General features: G+C 65.3%; 18 protein-coding genes. 9 read left to right on the forward strand and 9 right to left on the reverse strand.

Translation table 11 applies throughout. The annotated features are described in order from the left end of the window. The first annotated feature begins 12 nt into the window (after positions 1-12). Entirely contained in the window at positions 13-1857 is a 1845-nt protein-coding gene (ilvD, locus tag WDX12_RS12280) for a dihydroxy-acid dehydratase (RefSeq protein WP_434725046.1), read from the forward strand. Between the two features lie 168 nt (positions 1858-2025). Here ilvD and WDX12_RS12285 read toward each other — a convergent pair whose 3' ends face one another. Beyond that, positions 2026-3780 (reverse strand): ABC transporter ATP-binding protein, encoded by a 1755-nt coding sequence (locus WDX12_RS12285; protein ID WP_434725047.1) that lies wholly within the window; start codon positions 3778-3780, stop codon positions 2026-2028. Positions 3781-3956: 176 nt separating this feature from the next. Here WDX12_RS12285 and WDX12_RS12290 point away from each other — a divergent pair, with 176 nt between their 5' ends. Both WDX12_RS12290 and WDX12_RS12295 read left to right on the forward strand, forming a co-directional pair. Then, a complete protein-coding gene (locus WDX12_RS12290) occupies positions 3957-5237 on the forward strand; it encodes an amidohydrolase family protein (RefSeq protein ID WP_320294367.1) in 1281 nt (426 codons plus the stop codon). Positions 5238-5544: 307 nt separating this feature from the next. Continuing rightward, positions 5545-6468, forward strand: coding sequence for a DMT family transporter (locus tag WDX12_RS12295; protein WP_320294368.1), 924 nt, complete (start codon positions 5545-5547; stop codon positions 6466-6468). A 3-nt stretch (positions 6469-6471) separates the two neighbouring features. Here the strand turns inward: WDX12_RS12295 and WDX12_RS12300 are convergent, their stop codons facing one another. Beyond that, positions 6472-7371 carry a phosphotransferase gene (locus WDX12_RS12300; RefSeq protein WP_434725048.1) on the reverse strand — a complete coding sequence of 300 codons (900 nt, stop codon included), beginning with the start codon at positions 7369-7371 and terminating at the stop codon, positions 6472-6474. A gap of 99 nt (positions 7372-7470) precedes the next feature. On the opposite strand from WDX12_RS12300, the gene WDX12_RS12305 reads away from it, so the two are divergent. Next, positions 7471-8103 (forward strand): class I SAM-dependent DNA methyltransferase, encoded by a 633-nt coding sequence (locus WDX12_RS12305; protein ID WP_434725049.1) that lies wholly within the window; start codon positions 7471-7473, stop codon positions 8101-8103. A gap of 15 nt (positions 8104-8118) precedes the next feature. Here the strand turns inward: WDX12_RS12305 and WDX12_RS12310 are convergent, their stop codons facing one another. Both WDX12_RS12310 and WDX12_RS12315 read right to left on the reverse strand, forming a co-directional pair. Then, entirely contained in the window at positions 8119-10572 is a 2454-nt protein-coding gene (locus tag WDX12_RS12310; protein ID WP_434725050.1) for a GcvT family protein, read from the reverse strand. Next, positions 10569-11453 carry a phosphotransferase gene (locus tag WDX12_RS12315; protein WP_434725051.1) on the reverse strand — a complete coding sequence of 295 codons (885 nt, stop codon included), beginning with the start codon at positions 11451-11453 and terminating at the stop codon, positions 10569-10571. The genes WDX12_RS12310 and WDX12_RS12315 overlap by 4 nt, the downstream gene beginning before the upstream one ends. Before the next feature lie 388 nt (positions 11454-11841). On the opposite strand from WDX12_RS12315, the gene WDX12_RS12320 reads away from it, so the two are divergent. Further along, positions 11842-12606 (forward strand): DeoR/GlpR family DNA-binding transcription regulator, encoded by a 765-nt coding sequence (locus WDX12_RS12320; protein WP_434725052.1) that lies wholly within the window; start codon positions 11842-11844, stop codon positions 12604-12606. Between the two features lie 221 nt (positions 12607-12827). On the opposite strand, the gene WDX12_RS12325 is transcribed toward WDX12_RS12320, so the two are convergent. The 4 genes from WDX12_RS12325 to WDX12_RS12340 form a co-directional block, all read right to left on the reverse strand. Continuing rightward, the gene (locus tag WDX12_RS12325; protein ID WP_434725053.1) at positions 12828-13724 is read right to left on the reverse strand and encodes an NAD(P)/FAD-dependent oxidoreductase; all 897 of its coding nucleotides are present in this window, start codon (positions 13722-13724) and stop codon (positions 12828-12830) included. Beyond that, positions 13714-14163 carry an RrF2 family transcriptional regulator gene (locus tag WDX12_RS12330; RefSeq protein WP_320294375.1) on the reverse strand — a complete coding sequence of 150 codons (450 nt, stop codon included), beginning with the start codon at positions 14161-14163 and terminating at the stop codon, positions 13714-13716. The genes WDX12_RS12325 and WDX12_RS12330 overlap by 11 nt, the downstream gene beginning before the upstream one ends. A 69-nt stretch (positions 14164-14232) precedes the next feature. Next, positions 14233-15585 (reverse strand): sensor histidine kinase, encoded by a 1353-nt coding sequence (locus WDX12_RS12335; RefSeq protein ID WP_434725054.1) that lies wholly within the window; start codon positions 15583-15585, stop codon positions 14233-14235. After that, the gene (locus WDX12_RS12340; RefSeq protein WP_320294377.1) at positions 15582-16256 is read right to left on the reverse strand and encodes a response regulator transcription factor; all 675 of its coding nucleotides are present in this window, start codon (positions 16254-16256) and stop codon (positions 15582-15584) included. Before WDX12_RS12340 ends, WDX12_RS12335 begins: the two co-directional genes overlap by 4 nt. Positions 16257-16471: 215 nt before the next feature. Here WDX12_RS12340 and WDX12_RS12345 point away from each other — a divergent pair, with 215 nt between their 5' ends. From WDX12_RS12345 to WDX12_RS12355, 3 genes are all read left to right on the forward strand, one after another. Further along, complete coding sequence (locus WDX12_RS12345; RefSeq protein WP_434725055.1) at positions 16472-17071, forward strand: class I SAM-dependent methyltransferase; 600 nt, start codon at positions 16472-16474, stop codon at positions 17069-17071. Then, on the forward strand, positions 17068-17676 hold the full coding sequence (locus tag WDX12_RS12350) for a DedA family protein (RefSeq protein WP_434725056.1): 609 nt from the start codon (positions 17068-17070) through the stop codon (positions 17674-17676). The genes WDX12_RS12345 and WDX12_RS12350 overlap by 4 nt, the downstream gene beginning before the upstream one ends. A gap of 69 nt (positions 17677-17745) precedes the next feature. Further along, entirely contained in the window at positions 17746-18651 is a 906-nt protein-coding gene (locus WDX12_RS12355; RefSeq protein ID WP_320294380.1) for a LysR substrate-binding domain-containing protein, read from the forward strand. A gap of 6 nt (positions 18652-18657) precedes the next feature. Here WDX12_RS12355 and WDX12_RS12360 read toward each other — a convergent pair whose 3' ends face one another. Then, positions 18658-19131 carry a helix-turn-helix domain-containing protein gene (locus tag WDX12_RS12360; RefSeq protein WP_434725616.1) on the reverse strand — a complete coding sequence of 158 codons (474 nt, stop codon included), beginning with the start codon at positions 19129-19131 and terminating at the stop codon, positions 18658-18660. 84 nt (positions 19132-19215) lie between these two features. Between WDX12_RS12360 and WDX12_RS12365 the strand changes: the two genes are divergently transcribed. Continuing rightward, a complete protein-coding gene (locus WDX12_RS12365; protein ID WP_434725057.1) occupies positions 19216-20061 on the forward strand; it encodes a class I SAM-dependent methyltransferase in 846 nt (281 codons plus the stop codon). Positions 20062-20136 lie beyond the last annotated feature (75 nt).

Below are 20136 nucleotides of genomic sequence, written 5' to 3' on the forward strand. Positions count from 1 at the left end.
AAGGACAATCCAATGCCTGCCTATCGTTCCCGCACCACCACCCATGGCCGCAACATGGCCGGCGCCCGCGGCCTGTGGCGCGCCACGGGCATGAAGGACAGTGATTTCGGCAAGCCGATCATCGCGGTGGTCAATTCCTTCACCCAGTTCGTGCCGGGCCACGTGCATCTGAAGGACCTCGGCCAGCTCGTGGCGCGCGAGATCGAGAAGGCCGGCGGCGTTGCCAAGGAGTTCAACACCATCGCCGTCGACGACGGCATCGCCATGGGTCACGACGGCATGCTCTATTCGCTGCCTTCGCGCGAGCTGATCGCCGATTCCGTCGAATACATGGTCAACGCGCATTGCGCCGACGCCATGGTCTGCATCTCCAACTGCGACAAGATCACCCCCGGCATGCTGATGGCCAGCTTACGTCTCAACATCCCGACCGTCTTCGTCTCCGGCGGACCGATGGAGGCCGGCAAGGTGGTGCTGGCCGGCAAGTCGCAGGCGCTCGACCTGGTCGACGCCATGGTCGCGGCAGCCGACGACAAGATCTCCGACGAAGACGTCAAGGTCATCGAGCGCTCGGCTTGCCCGACCTGCGGCTCCTGCTCCGGCATGTTCACCGCCAATTCGATGAACTGCCTCACGGAAGCGCTGGGCCTGTCGCTGCCCGGCAACGGCTCGACGCTTGCCACCCATGCCGACCGCAAGCGCCTGTTCGTCGAGGCCGGCCATCTCGTCGTCGATCTCGCCCAGCGCTATTACGAGCAGGACGACGAAACGGCGCTGCCGCGCAGCATCGCCTCCAAGGGCGCTTTCGAGAACGCCATGGCGCTCGATATCGCCATGGGCGGCTCGACCAACACGGTGCTGCACATCCTTGCCGCCGCCCATGAGGGCGAGGTCGATTTCACCATGGAGGACATCGACCGGCTGTCGCGCAAGGTGCCGGTGCTGTGCAAGGTGGCGCCGGCCAAGTCCGACGTCCACATGGAGGATGTCCATCGCGCCGGCGGCATCATGGCGATCCTCGGCCAGCTCGACCATGCCGGCCTGATCAACCGCGACCTGCCGACGGTGCATACCGCCACGCTCGGCGAAGCGCTCGACCATTGGGATATTTCGCGCACCTCCGCCGAGAACGTCCGTGACTTCTTCCGCGCCGCTCCCGGCGGCGTGCCGACGCAGGTTGCCTTCAGCCAGGACCGCCGCTGGGACGATCTCGACACCGACCGGGAGAAGGGCGTCATCCGCTCGGCCAAGACGCCGTTCTCCAAGGATGGCGGCCTCGCGGTGCTCAAGGGCAATCTGGCGCTCGACGGCTGCATCGTGAAGACCGCCGGCGTCGACGAGTCGATCCTGAAATTCACTGGCCCGGCCCGCGTGTTCGAAAGCCAGGACGCATCCGTCAAGGCGATCCTCGGCAACGAGATCAAGGCCGGCGACATCGTCGTGATCCGATATGAGGGACCGCGCGGCGGCCCCGGCATGCAGGAGATGCTCTACCCGACCAGCTATCTGAAGTCGAAGGGCCTCGGCAAAGCCTGCGCGCTGATCACCGACGGCCGCTTCTCCGGCGGCACCTCCGGCTTGTCGATCGGACATGCCTCGCCCGAAGCCGCCGAAGGCGGCGCGATCGGCCTGGTCCAGGAAGGCGATACGATCGAGATCGACATCCCCAACCGCACGATCCGCCTGGCGGTCAGCGACGCCGAGCTCGAAGCTCGCCGGGCTGCGATGAACGCCAAGGGCGCCGATGCCTGGAAGCCGGCCGAAAAGCGCAAGCGCAAGGTGACGACGGCGCTGCGCGCCTACGCTGCCTTCGCCACCAGCGCCGACAAGGGCGCGGTCAGGAAAGTGCCGGAGTGAGAGATCTTCCCTTCTCCCCTTGTGGGAGAAGGTGGATCGGCGCGATAGCGCCGAGACGGATGAGGGGTGCTCCAGCGGAGCGAGGCGCCGGCATTCCCTGGAACACCCCTCATCCGTCGCCTTCGGCGACACCTTCTCCCGCAAGGGGAGAAGGAGAGGGCGCCGCCGTCACGGCATCAGCTGATATTCGTAAAGCTTCTGGTAGAGCCCGCCCTGCTTGAGCAAGGTCTTGTGCGGGCCGCTTTCCACCACCTTGCCCTTTTCCAGCACTACGATGGTGTCGGCCTGGTGCACGGTGGAAAGCCGGTGCGCGATCACGATGGTCGTGCGCCCGACGGTAAGCTGCTGCAGCGCGTCGCGGAACAACGCTTCCGATTCCGCGTCGAGCGCGCTGGTCGCCTCGTCGAGCAACAGGATCTCGGCGTTGCGCAGCATGGCGCGCGCGATCGAGATGCGCTGGCGCTGGCCGCCGGACAAAAGCGAGCCGTTCTCGCCGACCTCCGTGTCGTAGCCCTTGGCCATGGCGCTGATGAACTCATGCGCGTTGGCGGCCTTGGCGGCGGCGATCACCTCCTCATCCGTCGCGCCCTCGCGGCCGAGGCGGATATTGTGCATGACCGTGCCGGCAAACAGGAACGTATCCTGGCTGACATAGGCGATCTTCTGCCTGAGCGAATCGAGCGTCGCGTACGAGATGTCCTGGTCGTCGAACATCACCTTGCCGGTCTGCGGGTCGTACATGCGCATGATCAGGTTGAGGATCGTCGACTTGCCGCTGCCCGACGGCCCGACCAGCGCCGTCATCTTGCCGGCCTCGAGCGTCAGGTCGAACCCTTCGAACACCGGCGCGCTTTCCGGATAGGCGAAGCTGACATCGTCGAAGCGGATTTCGCCCGGGCCGGGTTGTAGCGGCGTGGCGCCGGGCTTCTCGGCGAGTGTCAGCGGCCGGTCGGCGAGTTGGAACATCATGCGCACGCCGACGATGCCGGTCTCGAGCGAGATGCGTACCCGGGCGAGCCGCTTTGCCGGCTCATAAGCGAGCAGCAGCGACGCGATGAAGGCCATGATATTGCCCGGCATCTGCCCGCCCTGCAGCACCAGGAACCCGCTGACAAAGACCGCGCCGGCGATTGCCAGGCCGGCAATGGTTTCCATCACCGGGCTGGTGGCCGCCTCCAGCGTGGCGATGTTGTTGGCGCGGTTCTCGACGTCGGAGACGGCCTGGTACATGCGTTTGCGCATCGCGCCTTCAAGGTTGAAGGATTTGACAACGCGTACACCGATCGCCGTTTCCTGCATGACATGAACGATCTGCCCAAGCGAGCGGAACTCCATGGCAGCGATGCTGCGGACCCGCTTCAGGATGCGGTTGACGCCGTAGATCGCCACCGGCCCGACGACGAAGCAGATCAGCGAGAGCGCCGGCTGTTGCCAGATCATGACCCCGACCAGGACGACCAGCGTCACCAGGTCGCGCACATAGGACGTGACGACAAGATCGAGCACGCCACGCGCGGCCTGCGCGTTGTTGGTCATGCGGGCGATCAGGTCGGCCGATGAGGTCGAATGATAGAATTCGATGCCTTGCGCCAGGATGCGATCGTAGATCTTGCGTTGCCGGTCGGCGATGATGGCGTTGCCGACACGGCTCATGCAATAGGCCTGCACGAACGTTGCGAAGCCCTTGAGCAGGAAGATCCCCGCGACGCCCGCCGCGATCATGTTGACGCGGTCGAGCCTCTTGAAGACGACGAATTCGTTGGTGATCTCGCGCAGGATCCAGGCACTGGCGCCGGTCATGGCGGCCACCACGAGCATCGAAGCTATGGCGGCGGAATAGCCGAACTTGTGCTCATGGAAGGACTCCCTCACCAGCCTTGCGATGAGGCGCTGGTTTTCCGTCGAGCGGAAGAAGCGAAACAACGGCCGATCCTGTGTCTGGCTGCGAGAAATTCGGATTCGCCACGAGGGCGAGAGGCGGCTTATAGAGCGAGTTGCGGCGCGATGGAACCTTTCGGCTGCCGAGGAAAGAAAAGGCTGCGCCAGCCTGTCTTTTCGGCCACGATGATTTGCCGATTCTTGGGAAAGGGTGACGACGGATGGATTTCGACCTCATCGTGCGCGGCGGCACGCTGCCGGACGGCAGGATTGCCGATATCGGCATTGCCGGCGAAACCATCCGGGCGATCGAGCAGAAACTGCCGGGCACCGCGTCGACCGAGGTCGACGCCCGCGGCAATCTGGTCGCGCCGCCCTTCGTCGATCCGCATTTCCACATGGACGCCACGCTCTCCTACGGCATCCCGCGCATCAACGCGTCAGGCACGCTGCTCGAAGGCATTGCGCTCTGGGGCGAGTTGAAGCCGCTTCTGACGCATGAAGCGGTGCGCGAGCGCGCGCTCGCTTATTGCGATTGGGCGGTGTCTATGGGCCTGCTCGCCATCCGCAGCCATGTCGACGTCTGCGACGACCGGCTGCTCGCGGCGGAAGCGCTGCTCGACGTGAAGAAAACCGTCGCGCCCTATATCGACCTGCAACTGGTCGCGTTTCCGCAGGACGGCCTCTATCGCTCGCCGACAGCGCTGAAGAACACCATCCGCGCGCTCGACATGGGCGTCGACATCGTCGGCGGCATCCCGCATTTCGAGCGCACCATGGCCGACGGCACGCGCTCGGTCACGGAGCTTTGCGAGATCGCCGCCAAGCGCGGCCTGATGGTCGACATGCATTGCGACGAGACCGACGATCCGCTGTCGCGCCATATCGAGCAACTGGCCTATGAAACGCAGCGCCTCGGCTTGCAGGGCAGGGTGGCCGGCTCGCATCTCACCTCCATGCATTCGATGGACAATTATTACGTCTCGAAGCTTTTGCCGCTCATCGCCGAGGCCGGCGTGTCGGCAATCCCCAATCCGCTGATCAACATCATGCTGCAGGGGCGCCACGACACTTTCCCGAAGCGGCGCGGCCTGACCCGGGTCAAGGAGATGCAGGCGCTCGGCATCCGCGTCGGCTGGGGCCAGGATTGCGTGCTCGACCCCTGGTATTCGCTGGGCACGGCCGACATGCTCGACGTCGCCTTCATGGGCCTGCATGTCGCGCAGATGTCGAGCCCGGCCGACATGGCGCGCTGCTTCGACATGGTTACCAACGTCAACGCCGCCATCATGGGCCTGGATCATCTGGGTCTCGCCGTCGGCAAGCGGGCGAGCCTCGTCGTGCTCGATGCCGGCAATGCGATCGAGGCCGTTCGCCTGCGCCCCGAACGCCTCTGCGTCATCGCCAGGGGCAAGGTCGTGGCTGAGCGGACCAGGCAGGAAACGCGGCTGTCGATCGCCGGCCGGCCGGAGAGCGTCAACCGCAGGCATAAAACAGCGTAGGTCTCTGCGTCCGGTTTGACCCGTCGCATTAGCGGCGGAACGCTCGTGACTTCGTCATTCTATGGCGGAGCAAGGAGCGAAGCGACGCAGCGCAGACCATAGAATCCATGCCGTTACCTCCAAGCGTCGCAGCGGTGCAGAAAAGCCCTGCGCCGCCTCTGCCCTTCGCGCGAGGTCACGGCATGGATCCTCGGGTCTGCGCGTCCGCTTCGCTTCCGCTCCGCCCGTGGATGACGAAGTTCCGGCGCCCGGCGCTGGTCTTATGATTTTCCCTCGTCAAACTGGCCGCTTGCGGCTACGGAGCGGCATGGCTCAGACCATCGCCCGCAATTTCACGATCAGGAACATGTTGCTCGCCGGCATTCTGTTGATGCTGGCCGGCGACTTCATGTTCGCGTTGAACGACGCTATGGGCAAATGGCTGGTCGCTTCCTTCTCCGTCGGACAGGTGGTGCTCATCCGCTCGATCGGCGCCTTCATCGTGCTGGGTCCGATGATCGCCAACCAGGGCACGGCCAGGCTGTTTCATATGGACCGGCCGCTCTTGCAGTTCCTGCGCGTCGTGGCCACCACCACCGATACCGGGCTTTTCTACGCTGCGGTCGTCTATTTGCCGCTGGCCGACGTGATGAGCTTCTACATGGCCGGGCCGATCTATGTCGCGGCGCTGTCCCACCTCCTGCTTGGCGAAAAGGTCGGCTGGCGCCGTTGGCTGGCGATCCTGGTCGGCTTCTGCGGCGTGCTGATCATCCTGAAGCCGTCCTCGGCGGCTTTCTCGCTGTCTTCGGCCTTCGCGCTGGTCGGCAGCATCGCCTTCGGCTTCGCCATCATCCTCGGCCGTCTCCTGCGCGGCACCAGCGACACCACACTGGTTACCTGGCAGACGATCGGCACGCTGGTTGTCGGCGGCCTGCTCACCATCGGCGCCTGGAATACGCCGTCGGCGCTCGATTTCGGGGCCATGCTGTTGCTCGGCGTCGTCTCTTGCGCCGCCCATCTGATGATCACAAGGGCGCTGAAACTGGCGCCGGCCTCGACGCTGGCGCCGCTCCACTACACCCTGCTTCTGTGGGCTGTGGTCTTCGGCTTCGTGTTCTTCGGCGATGTCCCGGGGCCACGTATTCTGGTGGGCGCGGCCATCGTCGTGCTTGCCGGCATATTCATCTTCCATCGCCAGAAGGTGGTGGAAACCGTGGTGCCGCCTGAGAACGTGCCGAAGGGCGTGAATTAAGCACTAGCCCAGGCGCACAGCCGCGAGATGACGCGAAAATTCCGCCGTCTCCATCAGCGCCTTGCAGCGCGCGAAGCGGCCGTCGGCATAGGCGCGGAAATCGTCGGCCGGATTGTCGTTGGCGAGCTGTATCAGCCCCCAGAGCGTCCATAAGAGGTCGCACATCGCCTTGTAGATGACGATCCGCCCACGCTCGGCCGGCCGCGCCTCGCCGCCGAAATAGGCGTGCATCAACTCCTCGTCCTGGCCCGCGTCGAAGTTGCCCTCGACCGAAAGGTCGCCGAGATCCCACAGCGGATCGTTCATCCCGGAATACTCCCAGTCGACGATCCACATCCGATCGCCGGTATCGAGGAAATTCTCGCACAGCGGATCGCAATGGCAGGCGGCAAGCGGGATGGCGTGCGCGGCAAGCGCCGCGCGCACCCCGCCTGCCTCGCGCACCACGTCGTGATAGCCGGCGGGCAGCGCCACATCCTTGGTCGACAAAACCTTGAGATAGTCGTCGATCATTGCAAACAGCTCGAAGCGGAAGGGAAACACCGCGCCGGAAGCATGCAGCTTGCGGAAAGCCTCGCCCGCGCGGGCGGGGCTCCCTTTGCGCGTTCTGAACGTCTCGGGCGACATCGTCTCGGCGCCGGCGATAAAGCGCGTCGCCATCAGGCCGGATGCCGGATCGGCATAGAGCACTTCGGGACTGACGCCGGCCCTGGCCGCCTCGCGCGCCGCCACTGCCTCGTTGGCGCGGTTGATATATTCTTGCGTGCCTTTGCCGGGAATGCGCAGGCACGCTTCGCCGGCCCTGTAGACCATGTTGGTCAGGCCACCCAAACGCTGCAGCGGTCCGTCATAGCCCGCCAGCGCCGGAATCGTCGCCAGCGCCGCGCGCAGCTCGTCGGTCATGTCGCGCCCCCTTCACGCCATTGTTCCTGTTCGGACGGTTCCACAGTTTTAACGGCTTGGCTATGATCCTCCGCACATGAATCGGCTTCGGGAGCGACAATGACGGACGGCAAGCACAGCGGCTCGCTAAGCGCGGCCTATGCGGCGAAGCGACCAGAGGAAGTGGCCGCGATCTATGACAGCTGGTCAGAGACCTATGACGCCGACATGTCGGCCGCCGGCTATCGCCACCCGACGATCTGCCTGGCGCTGCTGGCCAGGCATCTGCCGCGCGGCGCCGAACCCTTGCTCGATGCCGGCGCCGGCACCGGCCTGATCGGCGAATGGCTGGCCATCACCGGCTATCCGAGGGTGGAGGCGCTCGACATCTCGCAAGGCATGCTGGACAAGGCAGGCGCCAAGGGCGTCTACGCGGCGCTGCATCGCCTGGCGATGGGCGACGCTTTGCCCTTCGCCGACGGCGCCTATGCCGGCATTATTTCGGCGGGCGTCTTCACCTCGGGCCATGTCGGGGTCGAGGGACTGGACGAACTGATCCGCATCTGCCGTCCAGGCGGCGTCATCGTTCTGACCGTCAAGAACACGCTGTGGCAGGCCGGCTTCGCCGAGCGCATCGCCGGGCTCGAAGCCCAGGGCAGGTTGAAGCGCGTCGAGGAAACGGCGCCCTATGCCTCGATGCCGGGCGAAACCGATACCGTGCCGAGCAGGGGGCTTGTGTTGCGCGTCAGCTGATCCGCTCTGCGCGGATCAGGCCTTTATCCTTGCTCCGGCCGGGTCATACATCGGCTCGATATGGATTTTTGCCTGCGCGCGCTCCATCGCCACCACCAGCTCATAGTCGCCCGAGGCAAGAAAATCGTCACTGATGCCGTCGGCGTTGCGCACATAGCCGTAGCCGATGTTCTTCTCCACCGTGTAGCCGTAGCCGCCGCTGGTGAGGTAGCCGACCGGCTCGCCATTGCGCAGGATCGTCTCGCGCCCGAGCAGCACGATCGCCGGGTCGTCCACCGTGAAGCCGGCAAAGCGTTTCGTCGGCGGCTTGCCGGCTGCTGTCTCCAGCGCCCTGCGGCCGACGAAATCGGTGTTCTTGCGAAGCTTCACGGCCCAGCCGAGCCCCGCCTCCAGCGGCGTGTCGTTCGGCGTGATGTCGGAGCCCCAGGCGCGATAGCCTTTCTCCAGTCGCAGCGATTCCAGCGCCCGGTAGCCGACCGGGCGAATGTCATGCGCCTTGCCCGCCGCCATCAGCGCATCGAAAACCTCGCCGGTGGCGGCGATCGGCACATGCAGTTCCCAGCCGAGTTCGCCGACATAGGTGACGCGCAGCGCCTTGACGGTATGGCCGGCAATCTGGATTTCACGCGCATGGCCGAAGGGGAAGGCGGCGTTCGAGACGTCGGCATCCATCACCGCAGCCAGCACCTCTCGGGCGAGGGGTCCCATCAGCGACAGCGTGCCGTACTCCTCCGTGACGTCCTTCAGCCTCGTGTCGAGGCCGGAGCCGATATGATCGCTTATCCAGGACAGGTCATGCGTGCGGAAGCCGGTGCCGGTGACGATGTAGAACCGGTCCTCGCCGAGCCGCGACACGGTGAGGTCGGCCTCGATGCCGCCGCGCGTGTTGAGAAGCTGCGTGTAGGTCAGCCGCCCAACCGGCTTGTTGACGTCGTTGGCGCAGATCCAGTCGAGCGCCTTCAGCGCGTCGGCGCCGGTCAGCTCGTATTTGGCGAAGGAGGACTGGTCGAAGATGCCGACCTTCTCGCGCACATGCCGGTGCTCGTCGCCGACCGGGCCGAACCAGTTCTGGCGGCCCATCGAATAGACGTCCTCGGCGGCCGTGCCGTCCGGCGCGAACCAGTTCGGCCGTTCCCAGCCCAGCTTGGAGCCGAACACGGCGCGGTGCGTCTTCAGCCGCTCATAGAGCGGCGAGACGATGCGCGGCCGTCCGGTCAGATATTCCTCATGCGGGAAGCCGATCGTGTAGTGCTTGCCATAGGCTTCCAGCGTGCGGTCGCGGACCCAGTCGCGGTCGCGGTGCAGGCTTGAAAAACGCCTTATGTCGACCACCCACAGGTCGAGCGGCGCCTCGCCGTCGACCACCCATTGCGCCAGCACCCAGCCGGCGCCGCCGCCCGACGCGATGCCGAAGGCGTTGAAGCCGGCGCCGACGAACATGTTGGCGCATTCGGGCGCGACGCCGAGGATGAAATTGCCGTCCGGCGTGAAACTCTCCGACCCGTTGATCATCTGCTTGACGCCGGCGGTCTGCAGGGCCGGAACGCGCGCGATCGCCTGGGTCATATGCTGTTCGAAATGATCGTAGTCGTCGTCGAACAGGCGGAATTCCCAGTCGTTGGGGACGTCGCCCGCGGGAAGCCCGGTTGCCCAGGCCTGCGGGTTGGGCTCATAGCCGCCCATCACCAGCCCGCCGACCTCTTCCTTGAAATAGGTGCGGCGGTCGGGGTCGCGGATCGTCGGCGCGTCGTTGGCCAGCCCCTCGATCTTCTCGGTGATGATGTACTGGTGCTTGACCGGCTGCAGCGGCACGTTGATGCCGGCCATCGCGCCGACCTGCCTTGCCCACTGTCCGGCGCAGTTCACCACCTTGTCGCAGGCGATGTCGCCTTTCGAAGTCTTCACCGCCGCGATGCGGCCGTCCTTCATCGTGAAGCCGGTGACGCGCACGTCCTCGAACAGTTTCGCGCCATGCATGCGCGCGCCCTTGGCGAGCGACTGGGCGATGTCGGAGGGGCTTGCCTGCCCGTCGGTGGGCAGCCACGAGGCGCCGACCAGGTCGCCGGTATCCATCAGCGGCCACATGCGCTTCACTTCCGCCGGCGACAAAAGCTGCATATCCAAGCCGAAGCTTTTGGCTGTCGTCGCCAGCCGCTTGAACTCGGTCCAGCGGTCGGCGTTGGTCGCCAGTCGCAGACAGCCGGTCATCTTCCAGCCGGTAGCCAGGCCCGTCTCGGCCTCCAGCCCCTTATAGAGCTCGACCGAATATTTGAGCACGCGCGTGATCGAGGCCGAGGAGCGCAACTGCCCGACCAGGCCGGCGGCGTGCCAGGTCGAGCCCGAGGTCAGCTTGCCCTGCTCGAGCAGCACCACGTCCGCCTTGTGGTCGCGCGCCAGGTGATAGGCGGTGGAGCAGCCGATGATACCGCCGCCGATGACGACGATTTCGGCATGGCTGGGCAAGGTCATGGTTTGGTCCCGTATTTCGTCCGGTAGTTCTCCAGCGCCGCGTCGAGCCGGACGAGGTTCTCCTCGGTATAGGCGACATAGTCGATACCGGGCGCGTCGAGATAGAGCTCGGATACCATGCTCCACATCGCTTCGCGCAGCAGCGAGGCGCATTGCATGGCGGCATGCGAGCGGCGGATTTCGCCGTCCGGCTCCTTCATGAAATAGGCGGTCATGAAGGCGAAGGATTCGTCGTCACTCATGCCGGCATTGGACGCGACGCCGGCGAGGTCGAACATCGCCGTGTTGAAGCCGGCATATTCGAAGTCGATCAGCCACAGCCGCTTGCCGTCGTCGAGAATATTGGCCGGCAAAAGATCGTTGTGACCGAAGACGATCGGCAACAGTTTCTGCGCCCGCTCGAGCTCGTCGGCCAGGGACAGATAGCGCGGCAGCTCGCTCTTCTTGCGGCTGCCGCCTTCGTCCAGCGTGCGCGCATAGTCGCGGATGACGTGGAACACCCAGAACATGAAGCCGGCGCCGGAGACGTGGTTCGGCATCTCCCGATGAAAGCCGCGCAGCAGCGCCGCCACGCGGCCGAGGTTGGCGCGCACATCCTCTCCCAGGAAAGTCTTGGCGCCGAGAAATTCCGTCACCAGGATGCCGGGCTCGGAATAATGCACGGCTGGCGCGAAGCCCGCCGCATACGCCGCCCGCGCCGTCATCACCTCGCGCTCGCGAAAGACGTGGTGGAACGGGAAGTCCTGGCCGAAGCGCACGACATGCCGCCCGGCTGCATCCGTGACGACAAAATTGGCGTTGCTGAGGCCGCCCGGCAGCGGCTCGATCTCGATGCTGCCGTTCCAGCACGGCAGGGCGCGGATGCGGTCTTCGGCGCTCACGGCTTCGCTCCAGCCTCAGCCGGTCCCGCGGAAAACGAGGATGGGAAAATATGAAAAAGCCTCGTCGGTGCGAGACGCCAGGATCGGTATCCCGCACCGCACCGACGAGCCCCTTGGCCAGGCATGGTATCCCGGCATCCGCCCCCGCGGATTCGATAAAAGCTCGCGCCTGGCTGTTTCCAGGCGACATGGTCACTAGGTTGCGGCTCTGCCATCACCCTCCCGTTAGCAGTTCCGAGCCTGTCACTTGCAACCACTCTCATGCCGGTGTGGCGGAACTGTCAATCAAAAGCTGTGACCTTTTTTGGGTGTTTTGCCCGAAAATATAAGCAACTCCTTTCAAAGCGTTGTCAAAGCTTTAAATTCGGGCAAAACCCCGGACATCCACATGATCCACTCGAAACGGCATGGCGAGATCCTGCGGCTCCTCAACGAGGAGGGCACGATCACCATAGCCAGCCTTGCCGAACGTCTCGGAGTCTCGCTGGAAACGGTGCGGCGCGACGTCAAGCCGCTCGCCGATGACGGGTCGGTGCTGAAGATGCATGGCGCCGTGGGCCTTGCCTCGATGGTGGGCGAGGCGCCGTTCGAGCGGCGCATGCGCGAGAATGCCGAAGCCAAGCGCCTGATCGCCAGGATGGTCGCGGCCACGATCCGCGACGGCGAGGCGATCATGCTCGATACCGGCACGACCACGTCCTTCCTCGCGCGCGAGCTGCTCGGCCACCGCCGGCTGACGGTGGTCACCAATTCCTCCGACATTGCCCGCACGCTGGCGACGGTGAACGGCAACAAGGTCTATATGGCGGGCGGCGAGCTGCGCAGCGATTCAGGCGCGGCTTTCGGCATTACGGCGATCGAGTTCGTCAGCCGCTTTTCGGTCGATCATGCCGTGATCTCGATCGGCGCGGTCGATGCCGCCGCCGGCCTCACCGACTACGAGCTGGAGGAGGCGGAGTTCGCTCGCATGGTGCTGTCGCGCGGCCAGCGTTCGCTGGTCGTCACCGACCATACCAAGTTCGGCCGCCAGGGGCTGGTCCGGGTCTGCGGCTTCGACGGCTTTTCCGAGCTCGCCACCGACCAGTCGCCGCCGCCCGACATAACCGCCGCGTTGACCCAGGCCGGGGCGCGCTTGACCATTGCGACGGCCTGATCTCGCCCGGACTAGGTGTATTGAGATTCGGGTCAGGCCGAGACGAAAATGGTGGGTTCCGAGAACCGGCCTACGCCGGCCGTAGCCTTCATGGAGCGAAGACCCTTATGAGGGCTTCGGCCGGCGAAGGCCGGAGCGGAGCGTACTTTTAAGTACGTGAGCACCGGAAGCGCAGGAAGCCGCCATTTGCAGGCCGGCATCACCTGAATATCAACACACCCCTAGCCGAACACCAGCGATTGATGCGCCGCAACCCCGGCCATCGCACCGCCGGACACCGCGAAGGCGATGTTGTGCATCATGCGCGCGGCATCGCCGGCTGCGAACACACCTGGCACCGATGTCTGCTGTTTGTCGTCCACGACGATCGCCCGGCCGAGCGGGCCTTCGTTGAAGGCGCAGCCCAGCTGCTCGGCGAGCGGACTTGCCATTTCGTTGCGCGGCGCGGTGAACAGCGCCCGCACGCTCGCGCTGCGATTACCCTCGAACCTGATGAGCAGGCCGTCGGAGCCGTCGTCCAGCACTTCGCTCACCTTGTCAGGCTCGAACCGTATGTTGCGCTTCTCCAGGGCCCGCGCCTGGTCCGCGTCCGGTTCGAACAAGCCGTCGGCGAACAGCGTGACGTCGCCCCAGTCGGAAATCAGTTCGGCCTGGTGCAGCGACATCGGTCCGGTCGCCAGCACGCCGAGCGGCCCGCCGGCCACCTCGTAACCGTGGCAATAGGGGCAATGCAGTACCGTCTTGCCCCACTGCCCGACCAGTCCGGGGACGTCCGGCAGGATGTCCCGGACGCCGGTGGCGAGCACCAGCCGCGTCGCGCCGAAACCCTCGCCATTGTCCATCTCGACCTCGAAGCCGGTGCCCGTGACGGCGGCCCGCTCGGCGCAGCCGTCGATCACCTTGACGGTGGGATAGGCAAGCAGCTGTGCCCTGGCCTCGTCGAGAATGTCCGACGGCGCCCGCCCGTCCTGACCGAAGAAGCCATGGGAGTGTTCGGCGAAGCGATTCCGCGGCTGTCCGGCATCGATCACCAGCACCTTGCGGCGCCCCCGCGCCGCATACATGGCGGCGGACAGGCCGGCAAAGCTGCCGCCGACGATGATCACATCATACTGCATGGCTGGATACTCCAATCAGGTCATAACGGCGGCGGAAGTCGGCCGTCAGATCGGCCAGCGTGATATGGCTGAGCCGCTCAGTGAGCAGCCTTTCCGCCTCTAGGCGAAAGTCGTCGAGCACGGCGATCACCGCCTGCTCGACCAGGCATCCGGGACTTTCCGGCTCGGTGCTGAACGGCAACAGCGTTTCGCCGAGCGCCGCGCTGATCTCGGCCAGCGAGATCTTGTCCGGCGCGCGGCCGAGCTGCCAGCCGCCGCCATGGCCGCGCGACGAGGTGACGATGCCGGCCTCGCGCAGCCCGGCGATGGTGCGGCGCACGACCACCGGGTTGGTGTGGATGAAGCCGGCAAGCTCTTCGGAGGTCAGCGCCCGGTCGGGCGCATCGGCCATATGGACGAGGATGTGCAGGGTCGAGGACAGTCGGCTGTTGCGTTTCATGTAACTTAGTTAGTTACGAATCATTCCGCTGTCAAATTCCGTTCGACTGCCATCGCAATCGGCCGGATGTCAGGCCGGGAAGATCATCCGGAAACAGGCGCCGCCCGCCGTGCCGTCGAGCACCTCGACCTTGCCGCCATGCAGCTGCATCAGGTCGCGGACCAGGTTGAGGCCGAGGCCGGCGCCATGGTCCTGCGGATGCAAGCGGTAGAAGGGCTCGAAGATGCGCTCGCGTTCGGATGCCGGCACACCGCCGCCTTCGTCGAGCACTTCGATTATCGCGGGCGGGCGTATGCGGATGGTGATGTGGCCGGCCTTGCCGCCGTGGTCGATCGCATTCTGGACGAGATTGGTCACGGCGCGTTCGATCGCCGTGCGGTCGCCGCGCACGATGAGCTTTTCCCTGGCTGGCTCAAACGACATTTCGTAGCCGGCGGCGAAAGCCATCGGCGCGAGGTCGACCACGACGGTGCGTGCAAGGGTGACGAGGTCGACCGGTCCGAAATGCTCGGCTTGGCGGTCGAGCCGCTGCAGGTCGAGCAACTGGTCGGCGAGCGTCGATAGTCGCGCGGCGTCCTGCAGCAGCCTGGCGCGTTCCGGCGTTGCCGGCAACGATGCAAGCCGCGTGTTGAGAATGGCGACCGGCGTTCGGAGTTCATGCGCGGCGTCAGTCAGGAAGCGCTTGTGTCGCTCATAGCCGGCATCGAGCCGCGACAAGGCCGCGTTCACGGCGTCGACCAGCGGCGTGACTTCCTTCGGCACGCCATCCAGCGGCAGTTGCACGCCGCGCTTGTCGATGTCGATCTGGCCTGCCGCGGTGGCCGCGCGCCCGAGGCCGGAAAGCGCGCCGCGCACCACCCAGGGAGTCGCAAACAGCGTCGCCAGCGCCATCAGCCCGGCCAGCGGCAAGATCCCTTGCAGGAAGAGCGCTGGCGCCTGCCCGAGAACGCGCAGCAGCGAGAGCCCGCCCTTGGTGCCGCTCATGATCTGGACATTGCCGGCCGCGGTGTCGGTCCAGCGTATCTTTCCGCCGGGCGGGGCGGCCTCGCCCATCGCAAGGTCGATGCGGGCGTCGCTGATATTGTCCAGCAGTCCCACGAAAGGCTGGTAGGCAACCGGCACGGTCCCTTCCTGAAGCCGGTGCCCTTGCTTGTCTCGGATGATGAACCAGAGGTCCGGGACATCCGAACGCAGCCTAGCCAGACCGGAATTTTCCTTCAGCACCAGCGCGCCATTGGCGTCGCGCGCCACTGCATCCGCCAACACGTCCATCGTGCCGTCCTCATAGTCGTGCGGTATCATGCCGGTGGCGAGCATTGCGCCGATGATTCCGGCGATGAGCAGCGTCAGCATCACGCATTGCAGGATGGCGATGCGCAGCACCAGGCTCCATTTCAGCGAACGCGGCCGGCTGAGACTCATGTGATCTCGCGCAGCAGGTAGCCGACGCCGCGAATACCGTTGATGACGACCCCGCCATCGGCCTCGGCAAGCTTGCGGCGCAGCCGCGAGACATGGGTATCGAGCGCGTTGGACTGGATCTCGTCGTCCAGCCCGAAGACGGCCTCCATCAGGGCCTCGCGCTGCACCATGCGCCCCGTTCGCCGCATCAGCGCTTCCAGCACCAGCAGTTCGCGGCGCGGCAGGGTAAGCGGCTCACCACGGATCGAGGCCTCGCGATGGCCGACATCGAGCGAAAGATGGCCTGCGCGGATGGTCTGCGTCTCGATCGCCGCCGGGCGCCTCAGCAATGCCCTGAGCCGCGCCAGCAATTCCTCGAAGGCGAAGGGCTTGGCCAGGTAGTCGTCGGCGCCCATGTCGAGCCCGTCGACCTTGTCGCCGGTGTCGCCTCTGGCCGTCAGCATCAGCACTGGCGTCATGTTCCTTGCGGCACGAAGCTTAGGCACCAGCGTCAGCCCGTCGCCGTCGGGCAGTTGCCGGTCGAGCAGGATCGCGTCGTAGCCGTCGACGGCGACGAACCCTTCCGCTTCAAGCAGCGAGCCGGCATGGTCGACGACCATGTCGTGCCGCTTCAGCGCCGCCCGCAGCGCCGAAACCATTTCCGGCTCGTCCTCGACCAGCAGGATACGCATTCAAGACCTCTTGCAGTCCCACTTCTTACAATCCATCGCCGGCCGGCTATCGCGCCAAGATTGCGCAAACATGGCGCCAGTTCTCGCCGACGGCGCCAGCCTTTTCTTTCGTGAAGCTCCGCCATGCGCAATGTCCATGCAATCCGCTACCCGCAAACAGCGCCTCGTCGAATGCCGGGCAGTCCCGAATCGCCCGCGCAAGCAATGAGGTCAACATGCCTGCAAGTGATGCTTTGTCTTTCCTGATGGCCTGGACGCTGGCGCCGTTCCGCATGGGTTCGGTCACGCCCTCCAGCCCGAGCCTGGCGGCGCTGATGACGCGCGAGATCGGTCCCGACACAGGTCCGGTGCTGGAACTCGGGCCGGGCACCGGACCCTTCACGCGTGCCTTGCTGCAGCGCGGCGTCCGCGAGAGCGACCTGACACTGGTCGAGTCCGATCCGGATTTCGCCTCGCTACTCAGCCGCCGCTTCCCGGCGGCGCGCATCATCGAGATGGATGCGGTCGGCCTTCGCCATCTGCCGCTGTTCGATGGCCCTGTCGTCGGCGCGGTGGTCAGCGGATTGCCGTTTCGCCTGATATCGCCGCGCAAGTCGTCCGCGATCCTGGAAGGCGTCTTTGCCAGTCTTCGGCCGGGTGCCGCACTTTACCAGTTTACCTTTGGCCGCCGCTGCCCTTTCGATCAGTCGGTCCTCGAAAGGCTCGACCTCGAGGCGGTTCGGATCGGCGGCACCTTCCGCAACTTTCCGCCGGCGACGGTCTATCGCGTTTCCAGGATCAAGAGCCTGAACACCTATGACTGGCGCTTCGCATGACCGATCTCCTGTCGGCGGTGTTGGGGCTAGGCCTGCTCGGCGCCGCCTGCCTCGCTTTCACCGAAAAGATCCTGCCCGCGCCGCCGTCGCATGTGCTGCTGCTCTTTCTCGGCATGACCAGGGCGCCTGATCTTGCGGCGCTCGGCGCCTTGCTGGCGGTGACGACGCTGGCTTCAACGGCTGGTTGCCTGTTCTGGTTTGCTCTGGGCGCCCGGCTCGGGCCGGCGCGCGCCGACGCCCTGGTCGGGCGCTTCGGCCGCTACATGTTCCTGCGCCAGGAAACCTATCTGCGTTTCTCCGGCGCCTACCGCCGCAACCACATGCGGGCCTCGCTGCTGGCGCAGTTCGTGCCGACGGTGCGGAATTATCTGCCGATCGCCGCCGGCGCGCTGCGCCTGCCGGCCTTGCCCTTCGCTTTGGCCACCTTGCTTGGCGCGATGCTGTGGAATGCCGGCTTCCTTCTTGCCGGCTATGCGATGCGCGACAGCGTCCACGATCTGCCCACGGTGGCGTTTCGCATCATGGCCGTCGTGCTCGCGCTGGAAGTCGCGTTCCTCATTGCGCTGCGCTCCCACTGGCGCCGCGTCGAAGCCGCGAGGGGCTAGAAATTGCCGGCGTGAACAAGCCGGCTGCGCCGGCTTTCTTTCCCGCGCACGCCGGTGTTTAGTCCGGCCATGGCTTTCACCATCCGCCAATTGCAGTTCTTCGTCGCTGTCGCCGAGCAGGGCACTGTCTCGGGCGCCGCGCAGAACCTGTCGATTTCGCAATCCTCGGTCACCGAGGCGATCAAGGAATTGGAGAGCGATCTCGGGGTCGAACTCTTCGAGCGCCATCCGCGCGGGTTGAACATCACCCACAAGGGCCACCAGTTCCTGCGCCACGCGACCAAGATCCTGGCCGATGTCTCCGATGCACGCCGTTCCTTTTCGAGCGAGCAGGCCGCGGCGGGCGGCCGGCTTCAGCTCGGCGTCACTTCGCTGGTCGCCGGTTATGTCCTGTCCGACCTGCTCGCCCGCTACCGCCGCGCCTATCCGGGCGTCGAGGTTTCGGCCATCGAGGACAATGGCGACTATCTCGAGCACCTTCTGGTCGGCGGCAAGCTCGATATCGCCGTCATGGTGACCTCCAACCTGCGCGACCGCACCGCGCTGCAGTCGGAAATCCTCGAAGTCTCTGCCTACAGGTTATGGATCCCGCTCAGCCACAGGCTCGCCAGCGCCGACATCATCTCGATCGGCGACATCGCGTCCGAGCCGCTGATCATGCTCACTGTCGACGAGATCGAGGAGAACACCGGCAAGCTGCTGTCGGCGATCGGTGCGAGACCCCATGTCGCCTTCCGCACGCGATCGGTGGAAGCGGTGCGCAGCCTGGTCGCCACCGGCGCCGGCGTGGCGCTGCTGCCCGACCTCGTCTACCGGCCGTGGTCGCTGGAAGGCGACCGCATCGAATCGCGCGACGTTTCCGGCTCGCTGCCGGTGGTTCAGGTCGGCACGGTCTGGCGTCGCGGCTCCGGCCTGCCGCAGGCCGCGCGCGATTTCATCGGCCTCGCGCAGTCGCAGCGTATGGTCCGCCGCTAATGTGGCCTACTCCAGGCTGACCTGGCCAGTCTTGCGCTTGCGCCTTGTTGCGGGAACCGCCTCCGCCTTGAACGGACCGATCGGAGTAACCTCGAAGCGGCCGGCGCCGGCCAGCCTGACGGCGCGCCGGAACGTCGGACACTCCATCGGCCGGGCGGCCGGACATCGGGCAGCGTGCCGCAAGGCCTCTCGGGTCGCGGTCAGGCGCTGGATGGACCGGTCCAGTTCGTCGGCTTTGGCATCCAGCCGCCGTCGATCCATTTTCGTTAGACCGTCGGGCGTCAGCATCGAGGAAATCTCGTCCAGCGCGAATCCACCTGCGCGTCCAAGCGCGATCAAGGCGAGTCGTTCCAGGACGGCCGGGTCGAACAAGCGTCGCAGGCCGCGACGACCGATCGAGGCGATGAGGCCCTTCTCCTCGTAGTAGCGAAGTGTCGAGGCGGGCACGCCGGTGCGGCGCGACACTTCGGCAATGTCCATATCTTTCACACTTGACCTCAAGTCGGCTTGAACTCGTAGAGTGCTCGTGACGATCGATGACGGCAACAGAAAGCGAGGCACGCCATGCCGCAATCCGCGCAGCCAAACGCACAGCAAGCCGCTCTGTGGAACGACGCCAGCGGAAAGGCCTGGGTCGAGATGCAGCCGATCCTCGACGGGGTACTGGCGCCTTTCGAGCGCCTGGTGGTGGATGCAGGCTATCCCGGGGGAGGGAGTAATGTCCTGGACATCGGCTGCGGCGCCGGCGCTACGACGCCGGCGATGGCGCGCCGAATCGGGGACGGCGGACGTTGCGTCGGGCTCGACATCTCGCAGCCTCTTGTCACGCTGGCGGCGGAGCGCGCACGGGCGGACAAGGTGGCAAACGCAAGTTTTGAAGTGGGTGATGCCCAGGCATATGCGTTCGAACCTGGCCACTTCGATGCTGTTGTCTCGCGCTTCGGTGTGATGTTCTTCGATGATCCGGTGGCCGCGTTCACCAACATAAGGCAGGCTGCAAGGCGCGGTGGCAAACTCGCCTTTGTCGCTTGGCGCAGTCCGGTCGAGAATGATTTCATGACGACCGCGGCGCGAGCGGCCGCGCCTTTCCTGCCGCCCGCACCCGCGCCCGACCCCGAAGCCCCGGGGCAGTTTGCCTTTGCCGATGGCGCAAAGGTGAAGCGGATCCTTGAAGCAAGCGGCTGGTCATCGATCAAAGTCGAGCAGGTGGACGTCCAGTGCCGGATCACCGAAGGCAATCTGATGAAGTACGTCACCCGGCTGGGGCCGGTAGGCGCCGCGCTCCGCGAGGTCGACCAGGCAACGGCCGAAAAAATCATCACAGTCTTGCCCGCCGCATTCGCGCCTTTCGTGGTGGCCGGTGAGGCTCGCTTCAATGCCGCCTGCTGGCTGGCGACGGCGCTGGCTTGAAGAGCGGTTTGCCATCGGAAAAACCGATATCGGCTTTCTGATAAATGAATTTGCGAAACCGGATTTTTCACAGCA

Source organism: Mesorhizobium sp. RIZ17 (assembly GCF_051127865.1).
In the GTDB taxonomy this organism is placed as follows: domain Bacteria; phylum Pseudomonadota; class Alphaproteobacteria; order Rhizobiales; family Rhizobiaceae; genus Mesorhizobium; species Mesorhizobium humile.